This is a genomic window from Achromobacter sp. EB05, from assembly GCF_044232075.1.
Taxonomy (GTDB): Bacteria; Pseudomonadota; Gammaproteobacteria; order Burkholderiales; family Burkholderiaceae_B; genus Achromobacter; species Achromobacter dolens.
In genome coordinates, this window is record NZ_CP155917.1 from 2,545,914 (window position 1) to 2,561,331 (window position 15,418).

Below are 15,418 nucleotides of genomic sequence, written 5' to 3' on the forward strand. Positions count from 1 at the left end.
GCCGGCCCCGGAGGCCGCCGCGTACGTCGCCCTGATGCGTGCCACTTCCGCCAGGAAGGCACGCCAGGGTGGTTTTTCATTTGGTCAGAGCTGTACCTGAGGGATGGGGAAAGAATATAGAAGCGAGTCTGGAATCCGGAGCGAAGTCAGGCAAGGTCGGTAAGAAAAAGGCCTCGCGTGCGCCCAAGGTGAAACGCAAGCTGAGACTGCGCGACGCACGCGTCGGCACGATGCTGTTGTGGGTCATGGCATTCTTCGCGGTGCTGATCGCGGCGGTGGGCGGCCTGGCCGCCTTCTTCCTGCAGCATAACTACGAGTCCATCCGCGAGGTCAATGCGCTGACCGAGCGTTCCAAGCAAGTGGATGTGATCAACAGCGACATGCTGCGCGCCCGCGTCAGCCTGATGGTCGCGGCCCGCCACCTGCAGGAGTCGGGCTGGGGCAGCGGCGAGAACTCGGCGCGCGACGCGGCCGCGGCGCTCAAGGGCGCCACCGATCTGCTGACCGGCGTGCGCAGCCGCTTCGCCGACTTCCAGAAGAACATGCTTCAGGATGACACCGGCCGCCAGCTATCGATGAACCTGGTGCGCCGCTACCGTTCGTATATCGATGACGGCGTCGACACCATGGTGGAAGCGCTGCGCAGCGAGGACTACTCGACCTTCTACATGGTCAACAATGAATACGGCACGCCGCGCAGCGCCGCCTTCATCGAGGCCATCGGCGAATTCAGCAAGTACATTGCCGACCAGCAGGAAGCCACGATCCAGCAGGCCGAGGACAACTTCAACCGCGCCATGGTGGCCGTTGCCGTCGCGGTGGCGTTGGCGCTGGCCCTGATGGTGTTCTGCCGCGTGCTGTTCGGCCGCCTGGTGGTCCGTCCGCTGGTCGAGGCCGGCCAGCATTTCGACAAGATCGCCGCCGGCGACCTGACCAGCCGCGTCGAAGTGCGTTCGCACAACGAAATCGGCCAGTTGTTCGCCGCGCTCAAGCGCATGCAGGAAAGCCTGACGCGCACGGTGGCCACGGTGCGCCGCGGCGTCGATGAAATCACGGTGGGTTCGCGCGAGATCTCGGCCGGCAACACCGACCTGTCGAGCCGCACGGAAGAGCAGGCGGCTTCGCTGGAAGAGACCGCCGCTTCGATGGAAGAGCTTGCCTCGACGGTCAAGCAGAACGCCGACAACGCGCGCCAGGCCAACCAGTTGGCGGCCAGCGCGTCGGACGTGGCCGAGCGTGGCGGTTCGGCGGTGGCCGAAGTGGTCAACACGATGCAGGGCATCTCGGCCAGTTCGCGCAAGATCTCCGAGATCGTGTCGGTGATCGACGGCATCGCCTTCCAGACCAACATCCTGGCGCTGAACGCGGCGGTGGAAGCGGCCCGTGCCGGCGAGCAGGGCAAGGGCTTCGCGGTGGTGGCGGGCGAAGTGCGCTCGCTGGCGCAGCGCAGCGCGCAGGCGGCCAAGGAAATCAAGGGCCTGATCGAGGACTCGGTGACCAAGGTTGGCGCGGGTTCGCAGCAGGTCGAACGGGCGGGCGCGACGATGCAGGAGATCGTGGCGTCGGTCAAGCGCGTGACGGACATCATGGGCGAGATCTCGGCGGCGTCCGAGGAGCAGTCCAGCGGCATTGACCAGGTCAATCGCGCGGTTTCGCAGATGGACGAGGTGACGCAGCAGAACGCGGCGCTGGTGGAGGAAGCGGCGGCCGCGGCCGGCTCGCTGCAGGAACAGGCGCACCGGCTGGCCGAGGCGGTGGCCGTGTTCAAGATCAACGCGGGCGAAGTGATTGAAGTGCCGGCCCAGCAACTGGGCGGCTACCAGGCGCCGACGCTGACGCAGGACTGATCATCGGGGCGCGAGCCCCGCGATGCGAAGCCCGGCCTGTTGGTCGCGGCTTCCGCCGACCCGGCGCCCGTTCGCGGCCGCCGGGTCGAATGTCTTATGTGGGTCTGATTTTTGTCATGAACAGCTTAAGTTTTCGAAAATATTGCCGTTCATGGTCATAACGCCCAGGACAAGGGCAGTGAACCGGCCCAGGTCGCGCCGCGCATCGGCATGCGCAGCCCCCGGGGCACGGCGCGGACGCGGTGCGGCGGGGCACCCGGTCCGGGTCGACCTTCGCGGATCGTTCGCTGCACCATGATGCAACCGGAGACAAGCTGTGCGCGTAAACCTTCCTGTCAATGACGTGGAAACCAAGCTGCGAGAGGATCAATACCTGATCTCGCGTACCGATACCAAGGGCCGCATCCTCTACGCGAATCCGGCATTTATCGAAGTCAGCGGATTCTCCCGCGAGGAACTGATCGGCAAGGCGCACAACATCGTGCGCCATCCCGACATGCCGCCGGAAGCCTATGCCGACCTGTGGCAGACGCTCGAAGCCGGCGAGTCCTGGCTCGGCCTGGTCAAGAACCGCCGCAAGGACGGCGGCTACTACTGGGTGCTCGCCAATGCCACGCCGATCGTCGAGAACGGCGAAGTGGTGGCGTATTCGTCGGTGCGCGTGCGGCCGAGCGACGAACAGATCGAGATGGCCGAGGCGCTGTACGAACGCATCCGCGAAGGCCGCGCCCGCGGCGTGCGCATCGTGCGCGGCCGGCCGGTGCGCGCCGGCTGGCGCCGCAGCCTGGACTTGCTGGCCTTCCCGTTCAAGCGCAACGTGCGCAGCCGCATGTTCCGGCACGCGCTGCTGTCGTCGGGCATCGTCGTGGCGGCCGGCGCCTATGGCCTGAACGCCAACTGGGCCTCGCTGGATGCCGCCGGCGCCGGCCTGGCCTGTGGCCTGCTGGCGTTGGGCGTGGCCGGAATCTTCGGCCTGGGCTGGAGCCTGAGCCGTTCGCTGCTGGATCCGATGGTCGACGCCGCCAACATGGCGCGCCAGGTCGCCGCCGGCAACCTGACCACCCAGATCGTGGCCGACTCCGATGACGAGATCGGCAGCCTGAAGTTCTCGCTCGAGGTCATGCGCAAGAGTTTGATCGGCATCGCGCAGGACGTGTACCGCGGCATCGAGGGCACGACTCAGGCCGCGGTGCACATTGCCCGCGGCAACCAGGAACTGGCCGGACGCACCGAGGGGCAGGCCGCCTCGTTGCAGCAGACTGCGGCGAGCATGGAGCAGTTGACCTCGACCGTGCGCCAGAACGCCGACAACGCCCGCCAGGCCAACCAGCTCGCGGCCAGCAGCATGGACGTGGCGCGTCGCGGCGGTGTCGCGGTGGGCCAGGTGGTCAGCACCATGCATGGCATTTCCGACAGCTCGCGCAAGATCGTCGACATCGTCAGCATCATCGAGGGCATTGCCTTTCAGACCAACATCCTGGCGCTGAACGCGGCGGTCGAAGCGGCCCGCGCCGGCGAGTCCGGCAAGGGATTCGCGGTGGTGGCCGGCGAAGTGCGCAGCCTGGCGCAAAAGAGCGCCCAGGCCGCCAAGGAGATCAAGGGCCTGATCGAGGATTCGGTCGAGCGCGTGACCGAAGGCTCGGCCCAGGCCGAGCAGGCCGGCGCGACGATGGAAGAGATCGTGGCGGCGGTGCATCGCGTCACCGACATCATCGGCGAGATCTCGCAGGCGTCCCAGGAACAGTCCAGCGGCATCGAGCAGGTTGATAGCGCGGTATCGCAGATGGACGTGATGACGGTGCAGAACACCGCGCTGGTGCAGGAGCTGGGCGGCGCCGTGCTGCAGTTGGGCAACCAGTCGGGCACCTTGCGCGAGACCATCCGGGTGTTCCGCCTGACCGGACAGCAGTAGGTCTGCGAAGGACGCATGAAAAAGCCGGCCTTCGGGCCGGCTTTTTCATGGCGCGTTGCGCGTGGCAAAGCCGGCGGCGTCGGTCGTGGCGCTATCTGCCCGCCAGCGCGTCCGTCACGCGGCTCATCGCCGACAGGCCGGATTCGAACAGCGATTCCAGGAACGGGCCGGAATTGGGCAGCACCACGGTCAGCAGCACCACGCCCACGATCAGGCTGACCGGAAAACCCACCGAGAACACCGACAGTTGTGGCGCGGCGCGGTTCAGGATGCCCATGGCCAGGTTGATGGTCAGCAGCGCGCAGATCAGCGGCAGGGCCAGCAGCAGGCCCGACACGAACACGGTCTTGCCCCATTCCACCACCACGCCCCAGCCGTTTTGGTGCAACTGGATCGCCGCCACCGGCAGGGTGTCGAACGAGCGCACCAGGGCCGCCAGCACCAGCAGGTGGCCGTCCAGGGCCAGGAACGTCAGCATCGCCACGATGTTGAACAGGCGCGACAGCACCGCCGTGTTGGCGCCGGTGCTGGGATCGAAGAACGAGGCGAACGACAGGCCCATCTGCAGGCCGACGAATTCGCCGGCGGTCTGCACCGCCGCGAACACCAGGCGCATGGAAAAGCCCATGGCGATGCCGATCAGCACTTGCTGCATCACCATCCAGAGGCCGGCGAACGAGCCCGGCGCGATGGGTGGCGCGGGGTCGAGCGCCGGGCTGACGGCGACCGCCAGCACGAAGGCCAGGCCGATCTTGACCTTGACCGGGATGATCGATTCGGAGAAGAGGGGAGCGGTGCCCACCAGCGCCAGGATGCGCACGAACGGCCAGAGGAACTGGCCGATCCAGCCATTGAGCTGCTCGATGGTGAAGGAGAACATGGCGACGCGTCCCGGGGCCGGCGGCGCGCCGCTACGACACCAGGCCGGGGATCTGGCCGATGAGCTGGCGGATGTAGTCGACCATGATGCCGATCAGCCAGGGGCCCAGCAGCACCAGCACGCCGCACATGGCCAGCAGCTTGGGGATGAACGACAACGTCATTTCGTTGATCTGCGTGGCGGCCTGGAAGATGCTGATCACCAGGCCCACGATCAGGGTGATGATCAGCAGCGGGCCGGCCATCGCCAGCGCGACTTTCATCGCCTGGTAGGTCATGGTCATGACGGTTTCGGCGGTCATGGCGATTCCCTATTGATAGAAGCTCTGGGCCAGCGAGCCCATCAGCAGGTTCCAGCCGTCGGCCAGCACGAACAGCATCAGCTTGAACGGCAGCGCCACGGTCACGGGCGGCACCATCATCATGCCCAGTGCCATCAGCACGCTGGCGACCACCAGGTCGATGATGAGGAACGGGATGAAGATGGTGAAGCCGATCTGGAACGCGGTCTTGAGCTCGCTGGTGATGAATGCCGGCACCAGGATGCGCAGCGGCACCTGCGACGGATCCTCCAGCGCCGGCTGCTTGGCCAGGTTGGCGAACAGCGCCAGGTCGTTCTCGCGGGTCTGGTGCAGCATGAAGGTGCGCAGCGGGCCGGCGGCGCGCTCGACCGCGGCCTCGAACTGGATCGAGCCCTCGGACAGCGGTTTGTAGGCGTCGGTGTAGATCTTGTCGAACACCGGCGACATTGTGTAGAAGGTCAGGAACAGCGCCAGCCCGATCAGAACATGGTTGGGCGGCGACATCGCGGTGCCCATGGCGCTGCGCAGCAGGCCCAGCACGATGATGATGCGGGTGAAGCCGGTCATCATCAGCAGCGCCGCCGGCAGGAACGACAGCGATGTCATCAGCAGCAGCGTCTGCATGCTGAGCGAATAGGTTTCGGAACCGCCCGGGCCCGGCGTCGCGGTCAGGGCCGGCAGGGTCGCCTGCGCCACCACGCCGGCGGGGAACAGGGCCAGGCCCAGCAGGGCGGCGGCGCCCAGCAGGGGGAGCGCACCGCGGCGGGCGCGAGGGGAGTTGGGCAAGCTCATGGTGTGGAAATGCGCGCGCCGGCTAGCGGCGCTTGAGCGCCTGGCCCAGCTTGGCCGCGAAGGCGGCGGCGGGCAAGGTCGCGGCTTGCGGCAGTTCGCCGGCGGGCAGGGTATGCAGGGTGTTGAGCTGGCCGGGGCTGACGCCCACGACCACCCAGGTGTTTTCGATCTCGACGACGACGATGCTCTGCCGCGCGCCGATCGGCAGGCTGGCGACCTGCTTGAGCAGGTTACCGCCGCCGCGCTGCGTCAGGCCGGCGCGGCGCGCCAGCCAGGCCGCGGCCAGGATGGCCGCCAGCACCAGCACCAGGCCGATGATGACGCGCAGCAGGGCGGAATCGTTCATCACGGGCGTGGCTTCAACGGCGGTTGTTGAGGCGGTTGATGCGTTCGGACGGGGTGATGATGTCGGTCAGGCGGATGCCGTACTTGTCTTCCACCACCACCACTTCGCCCTGGGCGATCAGGTAGCCGTTGACGAAGATGTCCATCGGCTCGCCGGCCAGGCCGTCCAGCTCGACCACCGAGCCTTGGCCCAGTTGCAGCAGGTTCTTGATGGTCAGGCGGGTGCGGCCCAGCTCGACCGTCAGTTGGACGGGCACGTCCATGATCAGGTCGATATCGGTGCCGGCGCCCGATGCGGCGCCGGCCAGCGGCTTGAACACCGACTGCGCGGCCGATTGGGCGGCGGGCGCGGTCGGGGCGGGCGTGGCGGGCGCTGCCGGGGCAGGCGCCGGGGTGGCGGCAGCGGCCGGCGGCGTGGCCGCGGTCTGCTCGGCCATGGCGGCGGCCCAGTCGTCCTGAGCGGGCTTCAGGCCATCCGCCTGGGTGGGCGGATTGGCGCGGGATTGTTCGGCGAGCGCGTCGGCCCAGTCGTCGGCCGGGGACGAGCCGGAGCCGGGCTCGTTCTTGTCAGTCATGGTCGGGGGCCTCGTTAGATTCGGTATCGTAGGTAAACATGTTCTGCACGCGCAGGGCGTACTGGCCGTTAAAGACGCCGTAACCGCATTCCATCAGCGGCACGCCGTCGACATGGGCAATGACGGTCTGCGGCACATCCACGGGCAGGATGTCGCCAACCTTCATGCGCATCAGTTCGCGGATATTGGACGGAATGCGCGCGAATTCGGCGACCACGTCGATGTCGGCGCTGCGCACCTGGCGCGAAAGCTGTTGCGACCAGCGCTGGTCCACTTCTTCCAGCGTGGTTTCCTGCAGCGGCCGCGTGAGCAGGTCGCGCACGGGTTCGATCATGGAGTAGGGCAGGCAGATGTTCAGGTCGCCGCCGGTCGCGCCGAATTCGATGTGGAACGAGGTGACGACCACCACTTCATTGTTGCCGGTGATGCTGGCGAACTTGGTGTGCATCTCCGAGCGGACGTAGTCGAACTCGATCGGATAGACGGGGTCCCAGGACTTGCCGTAGCTCTCCAGGGTCAGGTTGAGCAGGCGCCGGATGATGCGCTGTTCGGTGGTGGTGAAGTCCCGGCCCTCGACGCGCGTGTGATAGCGGCCGTCGCCGCCGAACAGGCTGTCGATGACCAGGAACACCAGGTTCGGGTCGTAGGTGAACAGGGCCGTGCCGCGCAGCGGTTTCATCTGCACCATGTTCAGGTTGCTGGGCACGGGCAGGTTGCGCTCGAAGTCCGCGTACTTCTGGATCTTGATGGAACCGACGGTGATGTCGGCGCTGCGGCGCATGAAGTTCAGCAACACGCTGCGCATCTGGCGCGCAAAGCGTTCGTTGATGAGTTCCAGCGTCTGCATGCGCCGGCGCACCACGCGGTCGGGCGAGCTCAGGTCATAGGCACGGGCGCCGTCGTTGGGGCCCGCGGATTCCTTTTTGCTGTCGCTCTCGCCCGTGACGCCGGCCAGCAGCGCGTCGACTTCGTCCTGCGAAAGAAACGCCTCGTAGGCCATGCTTATTGCACCACGAACGCCGTATACAGTACGTCGGTGACATACTGGCCGTCCGGCAGGGGCGCGAACGGGCGGTTGACGGCTTGCTTGATGGCGTTGGCCATGTCGGTCTTGCCCTGTTGCGTCTGCACGCCGGTGGGCGATTGCGAAGACAGCACCATCAGGATGCGGCTGCGCACTTCAGGCATGTACTTTTCGAGACGGATACGGGTCTGTTCGTCGCTGACGCGCAGGGTCAGGCCGACGTGCATGATGCGTTCGGTGTCGGCGTTCTGCAGCGTGACGGTGAAGGCCTCGATCGGCACGAAGATCGGCGCGGGCACCGCGGCCGGAGTGGTGGGCGGGGCGACGAAGGTGGTCGGCGTGGCTTGCGGACCCGCGGCGCCGGGCTGGCCCGGCTGGCCGCCGGTCTGACCGACGCCCAACTGCACCGGCGCGCCGCCTTGCGGCTGCATGCGCTGCGCGACGAACCAGGTCGCGCCCGCGCTCGCGGCCGCCACCAGCAACAGCACCAATATCATGAGCAACGGACGAAGGATTCGGCCAATGCCGCCGGAGCGTGTCGGAAGCGCGCCGCGCGGCGGCATGGTTGTGGGTTTGGAAGTCGCCATCTCGGTGTCGATGCGTGTTTTGCCGCTGATGAAAACGGATTCTTAGTGGATGAAAGCATTCTGCCCGAAATGCGCCCCCGGCTTGGAGGCGAAAAACAGGGCGAAAGCCGTGTATCTCAAGCTATTGCTGCACCGCCCGCAACCGTTGCCGGCCGCGGGCCGCGCGATTGTTACGCGAAGGTGTCGACCAGCGCATTGGCGTTGCGCGAAGCCGTCACGGCGACCGGCTGGCCATCGATCGCGCCGTCGGCCACGGCAGCGCCGTTGCCGCCACCCTGGCGCTGGGAACCGCCGCCGTTCTGCTGCGCGAATTCCTGTTGCGCGGCCTGTTCGCCGACGCTGGTCTGGCCCAGCGAGATGCCGGCCTGGGCCAGCGCCTGCTGCAACTGCGGGATGGCGGTTTCGATGGCCTGGCGCACCGAGGCGTGAGCCGAGACGAACGACGCGCTGGCCACACCGTCGGCCAGGTTGATGCTGACGCGCAGCGGGCCGAGATCGGGCGGATCCAGGCGCAGTTCGGCGGTCTGGGTGCCCTGGCGCACGTTGTTGCTCATGACGACCATCTGCTGGCCCAGTTCGGTGCCCCAGTGGGTGCCGCCCACGGGGGTGGCGACCTGCAGCACGACCGGCACGTTGGGCACGGCGATGCTGGCGGGGTTGGGGATGGGCGCGGGTTGCTGGCGCTGCGAGGCGGCGGCGATGGCCTGGGCCAGGTGATCCTGGGCGTTGGCGGCGTGCTGCGGAACCTGGAACTGCTGCGCGGTGCTGAGCACCGGCGCGTCGGATTCCTCTTCGGCGCGCACATGGTGGGGGGCGGCCGGCGTCGGTTCGGCGGCCACGCGCACGTCGGCTGCGCGGGGCTGCGCGGGTTCGGGCGCGGGGCGCGGCAATTCGCCGGCGGGCGCGGTCTTGGCGGCGATCTCGGCGACCGGGGCGGAGCCGGGCTTGGCCGCGGCGGTGACCACCGGCAGGGCGGCCTGGGCATCGCGGCTGGCCAGTGCGGCGGCGGCTTCGGCCTGTTGCGCGGTGGCGGGCACCGGCGCGCGCGGCGTGGCGATCGCATCGTTGGCGGTCAGGGCGGCCTGCACCACGGCGGCGCCAGCGCTGATGGCCGTGGCGGCGGCCTGGGCGGTGCCGCGCGCCAACTGCGTCTGTTCGGCGGCCTGGGCGGCAATCTCCAGGGCCTGCTGCGGCAGCACCGGCGCCGCCGGCTGCTGCGCGGCGACGGCAAGCGCGCCCGCTTCGGCCTGGGCGGCAGTCTGCACGGCATTGTCGATGGCCTGCGCGGCGGCATCCTCGGCGTTGCCGGCGGCGCCACCCGAATTCTTGCCGCTGGCCGGCGTCTTGGCGCCGCCGTTGGCGGCGGGACGCGCGTCGGCGGACGGATTGGGGCGCTGCTGGGCCAGCACGTCCGAGAAGGACGGACCTTTCTTGGATGTGGCCGGCGCGGCCTTGGCGCCAAGGGTGTCGGCGATCGAGACCGGCGCGGCGGGCGCGATGGCGGGGGTGGGCAGGGGAGCGGTCATGGCGGGCTTCCTGTGGGCAATTAATGCATCCCGGCCCGGCGCTGGACCAGGCGGGCGGAGTATTCGTCGTTGGCGCGCTGTTCGCGGCGGGATTCGACCACGGCCTGGGCGCGCAATTCGCGCTGCGCCAGGGCGTCGTACGAGTTGAGCTTGCGCTTTTCCTGCTGCCAGTAGAGCCGGCCCTTGGCCAGGTTATCGTCGGCCTGGCGCAGCACGCCTTGCTGCTGGCTGATGGCGTCGTCCAGCGTGCCGATGAAGCGCTGGTAGTTGTGGCAATCGCTGGCGGACATGCCGGTGGTCATGGCTTGCTGCAGGCGTTCCAGGTAGTCCTGGCGATAGTCCTGCAGCATGCCGAGCTGGCGTTCGGCATTGGTGCGCTCGGTGCTGAGGCGGCCAAGCAGGCGGGCGGCTTCGTCCGTGCTCTCCTTGGCCAGGTTGATCAGCATGTCCAGGGGCAATTGGCTAGGCATAGGTGTCCCTCAATTCAAAGCTGGCGCGCAACTGTTCCACCGCGTCCTCGTAGCCGACGTTCTCGCCGATATCCTGTTGCAGGAACGCTTCGAGGCGCGGGTAGCGGGCGATGGCGTCGTCCAGTTGCGGGTCGTTGCCGGCGGCGTAGGCGCCCACGGCGATCAGGTCGCGGTTGCGCTGGTAGCGCGACAGCGTCTGCTTGAAACGGCGCACCACCGAGAACTGCTGCGGCGTGATCAGCGAGGTCATGGCGCGCGAAATGGAGGCCTCGATGTCGATGGCGGGGTAGTGGCCGGCTTCGGCCAGATGGCGCGACAGCACCACGTGGCCGTCCAGGATGGCGCGGGCCGAGTCGGCGATCGGATCCTGCTGGTCGTCGCCTTCCGCCAGCACGGTGTAGAACGCGGTGATCGAGCCGGCCTTGCCGCTGGGGCCGGGCGCGCCCATGCCGGCGCGTTCGACCAGGGTCGGCAGCTTGGCGAACACCGATGGCGGATAGCCCTTGGTGGCGGGCGGCTCGCCGATGGCCAGCGCGATTTCGCGTTGCGCCATGGCGTAGCGGGTGAGCGAGTCCATGATCAGCAGCACGTCCAGGCCCTGGTCGCGGAAGTGTTCCGCCAGGCGCGTGGCATAGGCCGCGCCCTGAAGGCGCAACAGCGCCGAGACGTCGGCCGGGGCGGCCACTACCACCGAGCGCGCCAGGCCCTCGGGGCCCAGGTTGTGCTCGATGAATTCCTTGACTTCGCGGCCGCGTTCGCCGATCAGGCCGACCACGATGATGTCGGCCTTGGTGTAGCGGGCCATCATGCCGAGCAGCACGCTCTTGCCGACGCCGGAGCCGGCGAACAGGCCCATGCGCTGGCCGCGGCCGACGGTGAGCAGGCCATTGATGGCGCGCACGCCGGTATCGAGCACGGTGTCGATCGGGGCGCGCGACAGCGGGTTGATCGGCTGCGCCGATAGCGGCGCCAGTTCGGCGCCGGTCAGCGGACCGAGGCCGTCCAGCGGCCGGCCGGCGCCGTCCAGCACACGGCCCAGCAGGGCGTTGCCCACCGGCAAGTGGCGGCCCAACTGGGGCTTGGCGTTGCCATTGAGTTCGGCCTTGCGCGGCAGCGGGATCTGGCGCTGCACGGGCGGTTCGCCGGGCACCACGCGAGCGCCGGGCGGCAGGCCGGAAATGTCGGCCTGCGGCATCAGGTACAGGGTGTGGCCGTCGAAACCGACCACTTCGGCGTCGGCCCAGTGGTCGTGGCCGCGGGCGATCTCGATGCGGGCGGCGGCGCCCACCGGCAGGCGCAGCCCCGTGGCGTGCAGCACCAGGCCCGTGGCGCGCGTGATCTTGCCGCTGACCAGCCAGGGGTCGGTCGACGCGGCGCGGATCGAGCCGATCTGCAGTTGGGTCTGCCAGCGGTCGATCACGGGCACGGCCGGTTGGCCGGGCTGCGCGGGGGCCGGATTGGCGCTCACGCCGGATCCTCCCAGTGGACGTTGCGGCCCAGCGAGGCCGCGACGCGGCGCCAGCGGGTCTGCAAAGTGGCGTCGATGTCGCCGAACGGCGTCTCGGCGCGGCAGCCGCCGCGGGCGATGGATTCGTCGGCCAGCACGCGCCAGTGGCCTTCCTTGAGTTCGTCGGCCAGGTGCAGGCGGATCAGCTCGATGTCGGCGGGGTTGGCCCACAGGCGCATCTGGCCGCCGGCGGTGGGGTTGATGTGCAGCACTTCGCGGACGGCGCTGGCCACGGTGTCGGGCTGCTCGGCCAGGGTGGTGCGCACGACCTGCTGGGCGATGTCCAGCGCCAGAGTCAGCAGGCTCTGGCCCATCTTTTCTTCCAGCGAGCCGACCGACTCGGCGCAGGCCTGCATCAGCGCGTGCAACTGCTGCGCTTCCTGGGCGCCTTGTTCGCGCGCCTGGGCCAGGCCTTCGGCATAGCCGGCTTCGCGGCCGGCCGCCAGGCCCGCTTCATGGCCTTCGGCGCGGCCCGCTTCCAGGCCGGCGGCATGACCCTGCGCGTAGCCTTCCTCGCGGCCCTCGGCGATGGCCTGGGCGCGCAGTTGGGCCATCACCACTTCCGGGTCGGGGCCCGGATCGGGTTCGGGCTCGGGTTCGACTTCGACGGGCGGCGGCTCGTCGAACGACAGCATCTGCCAGCGCCGCCAGGCGGCACTGCGCGAGATGAGCGTCGACTGGCCGGTATCCGCTTCAGACATACGCGTCGTCTCCGGAGTTGCCCAGCACGATCTGGCCGCTCTCGGCCAGGCGGCGGGCGATCTGCAGGATCTTCTTCTGCTCGGTCTCGACCTTCGACATGCGGATCGGGCCTTGCGCTTCCAGGTCTTCGCGCAGCATTTCTGCGGCGCGGCTGGACATGTTGCGCAGGAACTTGGCGCGCAGCTCTTCCTGGGCGCCCTTGAGCGCGACCATGAGGGTGTCGTTGTCGATTTCCTTGAGGATGAGCTGGATGGCGCGATCCTCGACGTCGAGCAGGTTGTCGAACACGAACATCTCGTCGATGATCTTCTGCGCCAGGTCGCTGTCGCGTTCGCGCAGGCTGGCGACCACGGTTTCCTCCTCGGCCGAATTCATCATGTTGAGAATCTCGGCCGCGGTGCGCACGCCGCCCATCTTGCTGCGCTTGGCGCCCTGGCCGGCCAGCACCGAATTGAGCACTTCGGTCAGTTCCGACAGCGCCGCGGGCTGCACGCCGCCGAAGGTGGCGATGCGCAGCATGACGTCGTTGCGCAGGCGGTCGGTCAGCAGCGCCAGCACGCCGGCGGCGCGGTCGCGCTCCAGGTGCACCAGGATGGTGGCGATGATCTGCGGGTGCTCGTCGCCGATCAGCTCGGCCACGGTGTGCGGATCGAGCCAGTTCAGGGCGTCGATGCCGCTGCCGCCTTCGCCGGCTTCCAGGATGTCTTCGATCAGGCCGGCGGCGCGGTCGCTGCCCAGCGCCTTGGTCAGCACGGTGCGGATGTAGTCGTCCGAACCCAGCGTGACGGCCATGAACTGGTCGGCTTCCTGGCGGAATTCCTCCAGCACCACGGCCACGTCGTTGCGGGTGACCTGCTTGAGGCTGGCCATGGCGGCGCCGACCTGCTGGACTTCGCGGGCGGTGAGGTACTTGAAGACCTCGGCCGCGGCGTCTTCACCCAGCGACATCATCAGGACGGCGCTGCGCGTCATGCCGTCCATGGGCTTGGAATCATTTTTCATCTTTGGTCATCCAGGTGCGCAGGACCATCGCGACGGCGCGCGGATCCTTGTTCGCCATCGTGCGGGCGCGTTCCAGGTTGTCCTGGTAACGGTCGGTTTCCTTGGCGCGGGCCAGGTCCTGGGCCTCGCGCTGGGCTTCGATGCGTTCGGCCTCGGCCACTTCCGGATCGACCGGCGGGTACAGGTAGTCGCCCACCGAACGGCGCACCTTGCGGTACAGCCACAGGGCCAGGACGCCACCGACCAGCCATGCCAGGATGGTCTTGAACAGCGAGATCATTTCCGGATCGCGCCAGATCGGCAGGGCCGGCGGACCGTCGTTGAACTGACTGTTGACCAGGTTCAGCGAATCGCCGCGGCTTTCCGAGTAACCCATCGCCTCGCGCACAAGGTTCGTCAGTTTGCTCAGTTCCTCGGGCGGCAGGGCCTTGAGGTCGCCATCCTTGTCGCGCACGTAGTTCACCACCACGGCGACCGAAAGGCGTTTGACGGTGCCGACCGGTTGCTTGATGTGGCTGATGGTGCGGTCGACTTCGTAGTTGGTGGTGGCGTCGCGGCGATCGTTGATGGTGCCGCCGGCGTTCTGGGCGCCGGTGGCCGTCTGTTGCTGCTGTTGTTGCTGGCCTTGCTGCTGCGGCTGGCCCGGGCGCGGCGGCTGGGTTTGCGGCGGATTGGCGATGGGAGCCTGGGCGTTGCCCGGGGGCTGGTTGGACAGTGCGCCGGGCACGCCCTGGGCGGGATTGATGCCGCGTTGGTTCTGATCGCTGGTCTGCTGGCTGCGGATGGCGGCCTGGCCGGGTTCCTGGTTGGGACGGTAAACCTCGGACGTTTCCTCGCGGCGGGCGAAGTCCATTTCGGCGCTGGCCTGGGCGTGCACGTTGCCCGGGCCGACCAGCGGATTGAGGATGGTCAGGATGCGTTCGACGGTGCGCTGTTCGGTTTCGCGGACCATGCGCATCTGGTCGGCGTCCATGCCGCGGCCTTCGCCCAGCGGCGAGGACAGCAGGCGTCCGTTCTGGTCGACGACCGAGACGTTCTCGGCGGTCAGTTCCGGCACGCTGGAGGCGACCAGCCACGAAATGGCCGAGACCTGGGCATCGCTGAGGCTGCGGCCGGGGTAGACGTTCAGCAGCACCGAGGCGGTGGGCGGCTGGCGTTCACGCACGAACAGCGACTGGCGCGGCATGGCCAGGTGCACGCGGGCGTGCTGCACGGTGTGCATGGATTCGATCGAGCGCGCCAGCTCGCCTTCCAGGCCACGCTGGTAATTGATCTGCTCGGCGAACTGGCTGGCGCCGAAGCGGGCATTGTCCATCAGCTCGAAGCCGACCGAGCCGCCGCGCGGCAGGCCCTGGGACGCCAGTTGCAGGCGGGCGTCGTAGACGCGGTCGGCCGGCACCAGCAGGGCGGTGCCGGTGTCGTTGTACTTGTAGGGCACGTTCATGGTGCCCAGGGCCGTCACGATGGCGCCGCCATCGCGGTCGTCCAGATTCGAGAACAGCACCTTGTACTTGGGCTCGCTGCTCCACATCGCCACGGCGACGATGAGCGCGACCACCGCGGCTGCCGCGCCCAGCAGGACCGGCTTGGGCAGGGCGCGGATCTTTTCCAACACGGGAAACTTCGCCAGAAGCGACGCGCTCAGGGTAGCCTGCTGATTCATTGGCGGCTCCCGCTGGCTTCGCGGAGCAGGGAAAAGGACTTCATGTTCGGGTAGGGCAGATTACACATGCAACGTGCTTCTGGTCTGGGGAGAGCCTGGATTATTGCTGCTGCGTTAGCAAACCCAATCGTCGAAAACAGCGGTTTTTTGGCGTTACTTATCCCCTATGTAGACAAGCGACCGCGGCGGTGGGGCGGGCGGGGTGGCGGCGCGCGCCGGCGGGGGCGGCGCATTCGGGGAAATATCGGGTGTTTTGGCGGCTTTTAGTCGCTATGACGCCGGGGT

At 68.0% G+C, this 15,418-nt stretch carries 15 protein-coding genes; 2 read left to right on the forward strand and 13 right to left on the reverse strand.

Annotated elements, in window-relative coordinates; genetic code table 11:
• Positions 1-116: 116 nt before the first annotated feature.
• Together AAID08_RS11670 and AAID08_RS11675 are read left to right on the forward strand one after the other, a co-directional pair.
• Entirely contained in the window at positions 117-1,847 is a 1,731-nt protein-coding gene (locus tag AAID08_RS11670; protein ID WP_175167455.1) for a methyl-accepting chemotaxis protein, read from the forward strand.
• Positions 1,848-2,163: 316 nt separating this feature from the next.
• Complete coding sequence (locus AAID08_RS11675; protein ID WP_054502849.1) at positions 2,164-3,759, forward strand: PAS domain-containing methyl-accepting chemotaxis protein; 1,596 nt, start codon at positions 2,164-2,166, stop codon at positions 3,757-3,759.
• Between the two features lie 91 nt (positions 3,760-3,850).
• Here the strand turns inward: AAID08_RS11675 and fliR are convergent, their stop codons facing one another.
• The 13 genes from fliR to fliF all read right to left on the reverse strand — a co-directional run bounded on the left by fliR (position 3,851) and on the right by fliF (position 15,133).
• A complete protein-coding gene (gene fliR, locus AAID08_RS11680) occupies positions 3,851-4,639 on the reverse strand; it encodes a flagellar biosynthetic protein FliR (protein WP_054502848.1) in 789 nt (262 codons plus the stop codon).
• Between the two features lie 31 nt (positions 4,640-4,670).
• On the reverse strand, positions 4,671-4,940 hold the full coding sequence (gene fliQ / locus AAID08_RS11685) for a flagellar biosynthesis protein FliQ (protein ID WP_025138879.1): 270 nt from the start codon (positions 4,938-4,940) through the stop codon (positions 4,671-4,673).
• Positions 4,941-4,949: 9 nt separating this feature from the next.
• Positions 4,950-5,732, reverse strand: coding sequence for a flagellar type III secretion system pore protein FliP (fliP, locus tag AAID08_RS11690; protein ID WP_020927351.1), 783 nt, complete (start codon positions 5,730-5,732; stop codon positions 4,950-4,952).
• A 22-nt stretch (positions 5,733-5,754) separates the two neighbouring features.
• The gene (fliO, locus tag AAID08_RS11695) at positions 5,755-6,078 is read right to left on the reverse strand and encodes a flagellar biosynthetic protein FliO (RefSeq protein ID WP_116793262.1); all 324 of its coding nucleotides are present in this window, start codon (positions 6,076-6,078) and stop codon (positions 5,755-5,757) included.
• Between the two features lie 13 nt (positions 6,079-6,091).
• Positions 6,092-6,652, reverse strand: coding sequence for a flagellar motor switch protein FliN (fliN, locus tag AAID08_RS11700; protein WP_395757659.1), 561 nt, complete (start codon positions 6,650-6,652; stop codon positions 6,092-6,094).
• Complete coding sequence (gene fliM / locus AAID08_RS11705) at positions 6,645-7,652, reverse strand: flagellar motor switch protein FliM (RefSeq protein WP_006394458.1); 1,008 nt, start codon at positions 7,650-7,652, stop codon at positions 6,645-6,647. Before fliM ends, fliN begins: the two co-directional genes overlap by 8 nt.
• A gap of 2 nt (positions 7,653-7,654) precedes the next feature.
• On the reverse strand, positions 7,655-8,263 hold the full coding sequence (locus AAID08_RS11710) for a flagellar basal body-associated FliL family protein (protein ID WP_035360305.1): 609 nt from the start codon (positions 8,261-8,263) through the stop codon (positions 7,655-7,657).
• 170 nt (positions 8,264-8,433) lie between these two features.
• Positions 8,434-9,789 carry a flagellar hook-length control protein FliK gene (locus tag AAID08_RS11715; protein ID WP_395757660.1) on the reverse strand — a complete coding sequence of 452 codons (1,356 nt, stop codon included), beginning with the start codon at positions 9,787-9,789 and terminating at the stop codon, positions 8,434-8,436.
• 20 nt (positions 9,790-9,809) lie between these two features.
• The gene (fliJ, locus tag AAID08_RS11720; RefSeq protein ID WP_054502844.1) at positions 9,810-10,259 is read right to left on the reverse strand and encodes a flagellar export protein FliJ; all 450 of its coding nucleotides are present in this window, start codon (positions 10,257-10,259) and stop codon (positions 9,810-9,812) included.
• Positions 10,252-11,727 carry a flagellar protein export ATPase FliI gene (fliI, locus tag AAID08_RS11725; protein ID WP_054502843.1) on the reverse strand — a complete coding sequence of 492 codons (1,476 nt, stop codon included), beginning with the start codon at positions 11,725-11,727 and terminating at the stop codon, positions 10,252-10,254. The genes fliJ and fliI overlap by 8 nt, the downstream gene beginning before the upstream one ends.
• Positions 11,724-12,467 carry a flagellar assembly protein FliH gene (fliH, locus tag AAID08_RS11730; protein WP_064523621.1) on the reverse strand — a complete coding sequence of 248 codons (744 nt, stop codon included), beginning with the start codon at positions 12,465-12,467 and terminating at the stop codon, positions 11,724-11,726. Before fliH ends, fliI begins: the two co-directional genes overlap by 4 nt.
• Entirely contained in the window at positions 12,460-13,470 is a 1,011-nt protein-coding gene (fliG, locus tag AAID08_RS11735; protein WP_064523625.1) for a flagellar motor switch protein FliG, read from the reverse strand. Before fliG ends, fliH begins: the two co-directional genes overlap by 8 nt.
• On the reverse strand, positions 13,460-15,133 hold the full coding sequence (gene fliF, locus AAID08_RS11740) for a flagellar basal-body MS-ring/collar protein FliF (protein ID WP_395757661.1): 1,674 nt from the start codon (positions 15,131-15,133) through the stop codon (positions 13,460-13,462). The genes fliG and fliF overlap by 11 nt, the downstream gene beginning before the upstream one ends.
• Between the last annotated feature and the right edge of the window lie 285 nt (positions 15,134-15,418).

Excerpts from the sequence above, each read along its gene's own strand:
- fliR (WP_054502848.1), bottom strand. The coding sequence starts at position 4,639 with ATGTTCTCCTTCACCATCGAGCAGCTCAATGGCTGGATCGGCCAGTTC.
- fliQ (WP_025138879.1), bottom strand. The coding sequence starts at position 4,940 with ATGACCGCCGAAACCGTCATGACCATGACCTACCAGGCGATGAAAGTC.
- fliP (WP_020927351.1), bottom strand. The coding sequence starts at position 5,732 with ATGAGCTTGCCCAACTCCCCTCGCGCCCGCCGCGGTGCGCTCCCCCTG.
- fliO (WP_116793262.1), bottom strand. The coding sequence starts at position 6,078 with ATGAACGATTCCGCCCTGCTGCGCGTCATCATCGGCCTGGTGCTGGTG.
- fliN (WP_395757659.1), bottom strand. The coding sequence starts at position 6,652 with ATGACTGACAAGAACGAGCCCGGCTCCGGCTCGTCCCCGGCCGACGAC.
- fliM (WP_006394458.1), bottom strand. The coding sequence starts at position 7,652 with ATGGCCTACGAGGCGTTTCTTTCGCAGGACGAAGTCGACGCGCTGCTG.
- AAID08_RS11710 (WP_035360305.1), bottom strand. The coding sequence starts at position 8,263 with ATGGCGACTTCCAAACCCACAACCATGCCGCCGCGCGGCGCGCTTCCG.
- AAID08_RS11715 (WP_395757660.1), bottom strand. The coding sequence starts at position 9,789 with ATGACCGCTCCCCTGCCCACCCCCGCCATCGCGCCCGCCGCGCCGGTC.
- fliJ (WP_054502844.1), bottom strand. The coding sequence starts at position 10,259 with ATGCCTAGCCAATTGCCCCTGGACATGCTGATCAACCTGGCCAAGGAG.
- fliH (WP_064523621.1), bottom strand. The coding sequence starts at position 12,467 with ATGTCTGAAGCGGATACCGGCCAGTCGACGCTCATCTCGCGCAGTGCC.
- fliG (WP_064523625.1), bottom strand. The coding sequence starts at position 13,470 with ATGAAAAATGATTCCAAGCCCATGGACGGCATGACGCGCAGCGCCGTC.
- fliF (WP_395757661.1), bottom strand. The coding sequence starts at position 15,133 with ATGAATCAGCAGGCTACCCTGAGCGCGTCGCTTCTGGCGAAGTTTCCC.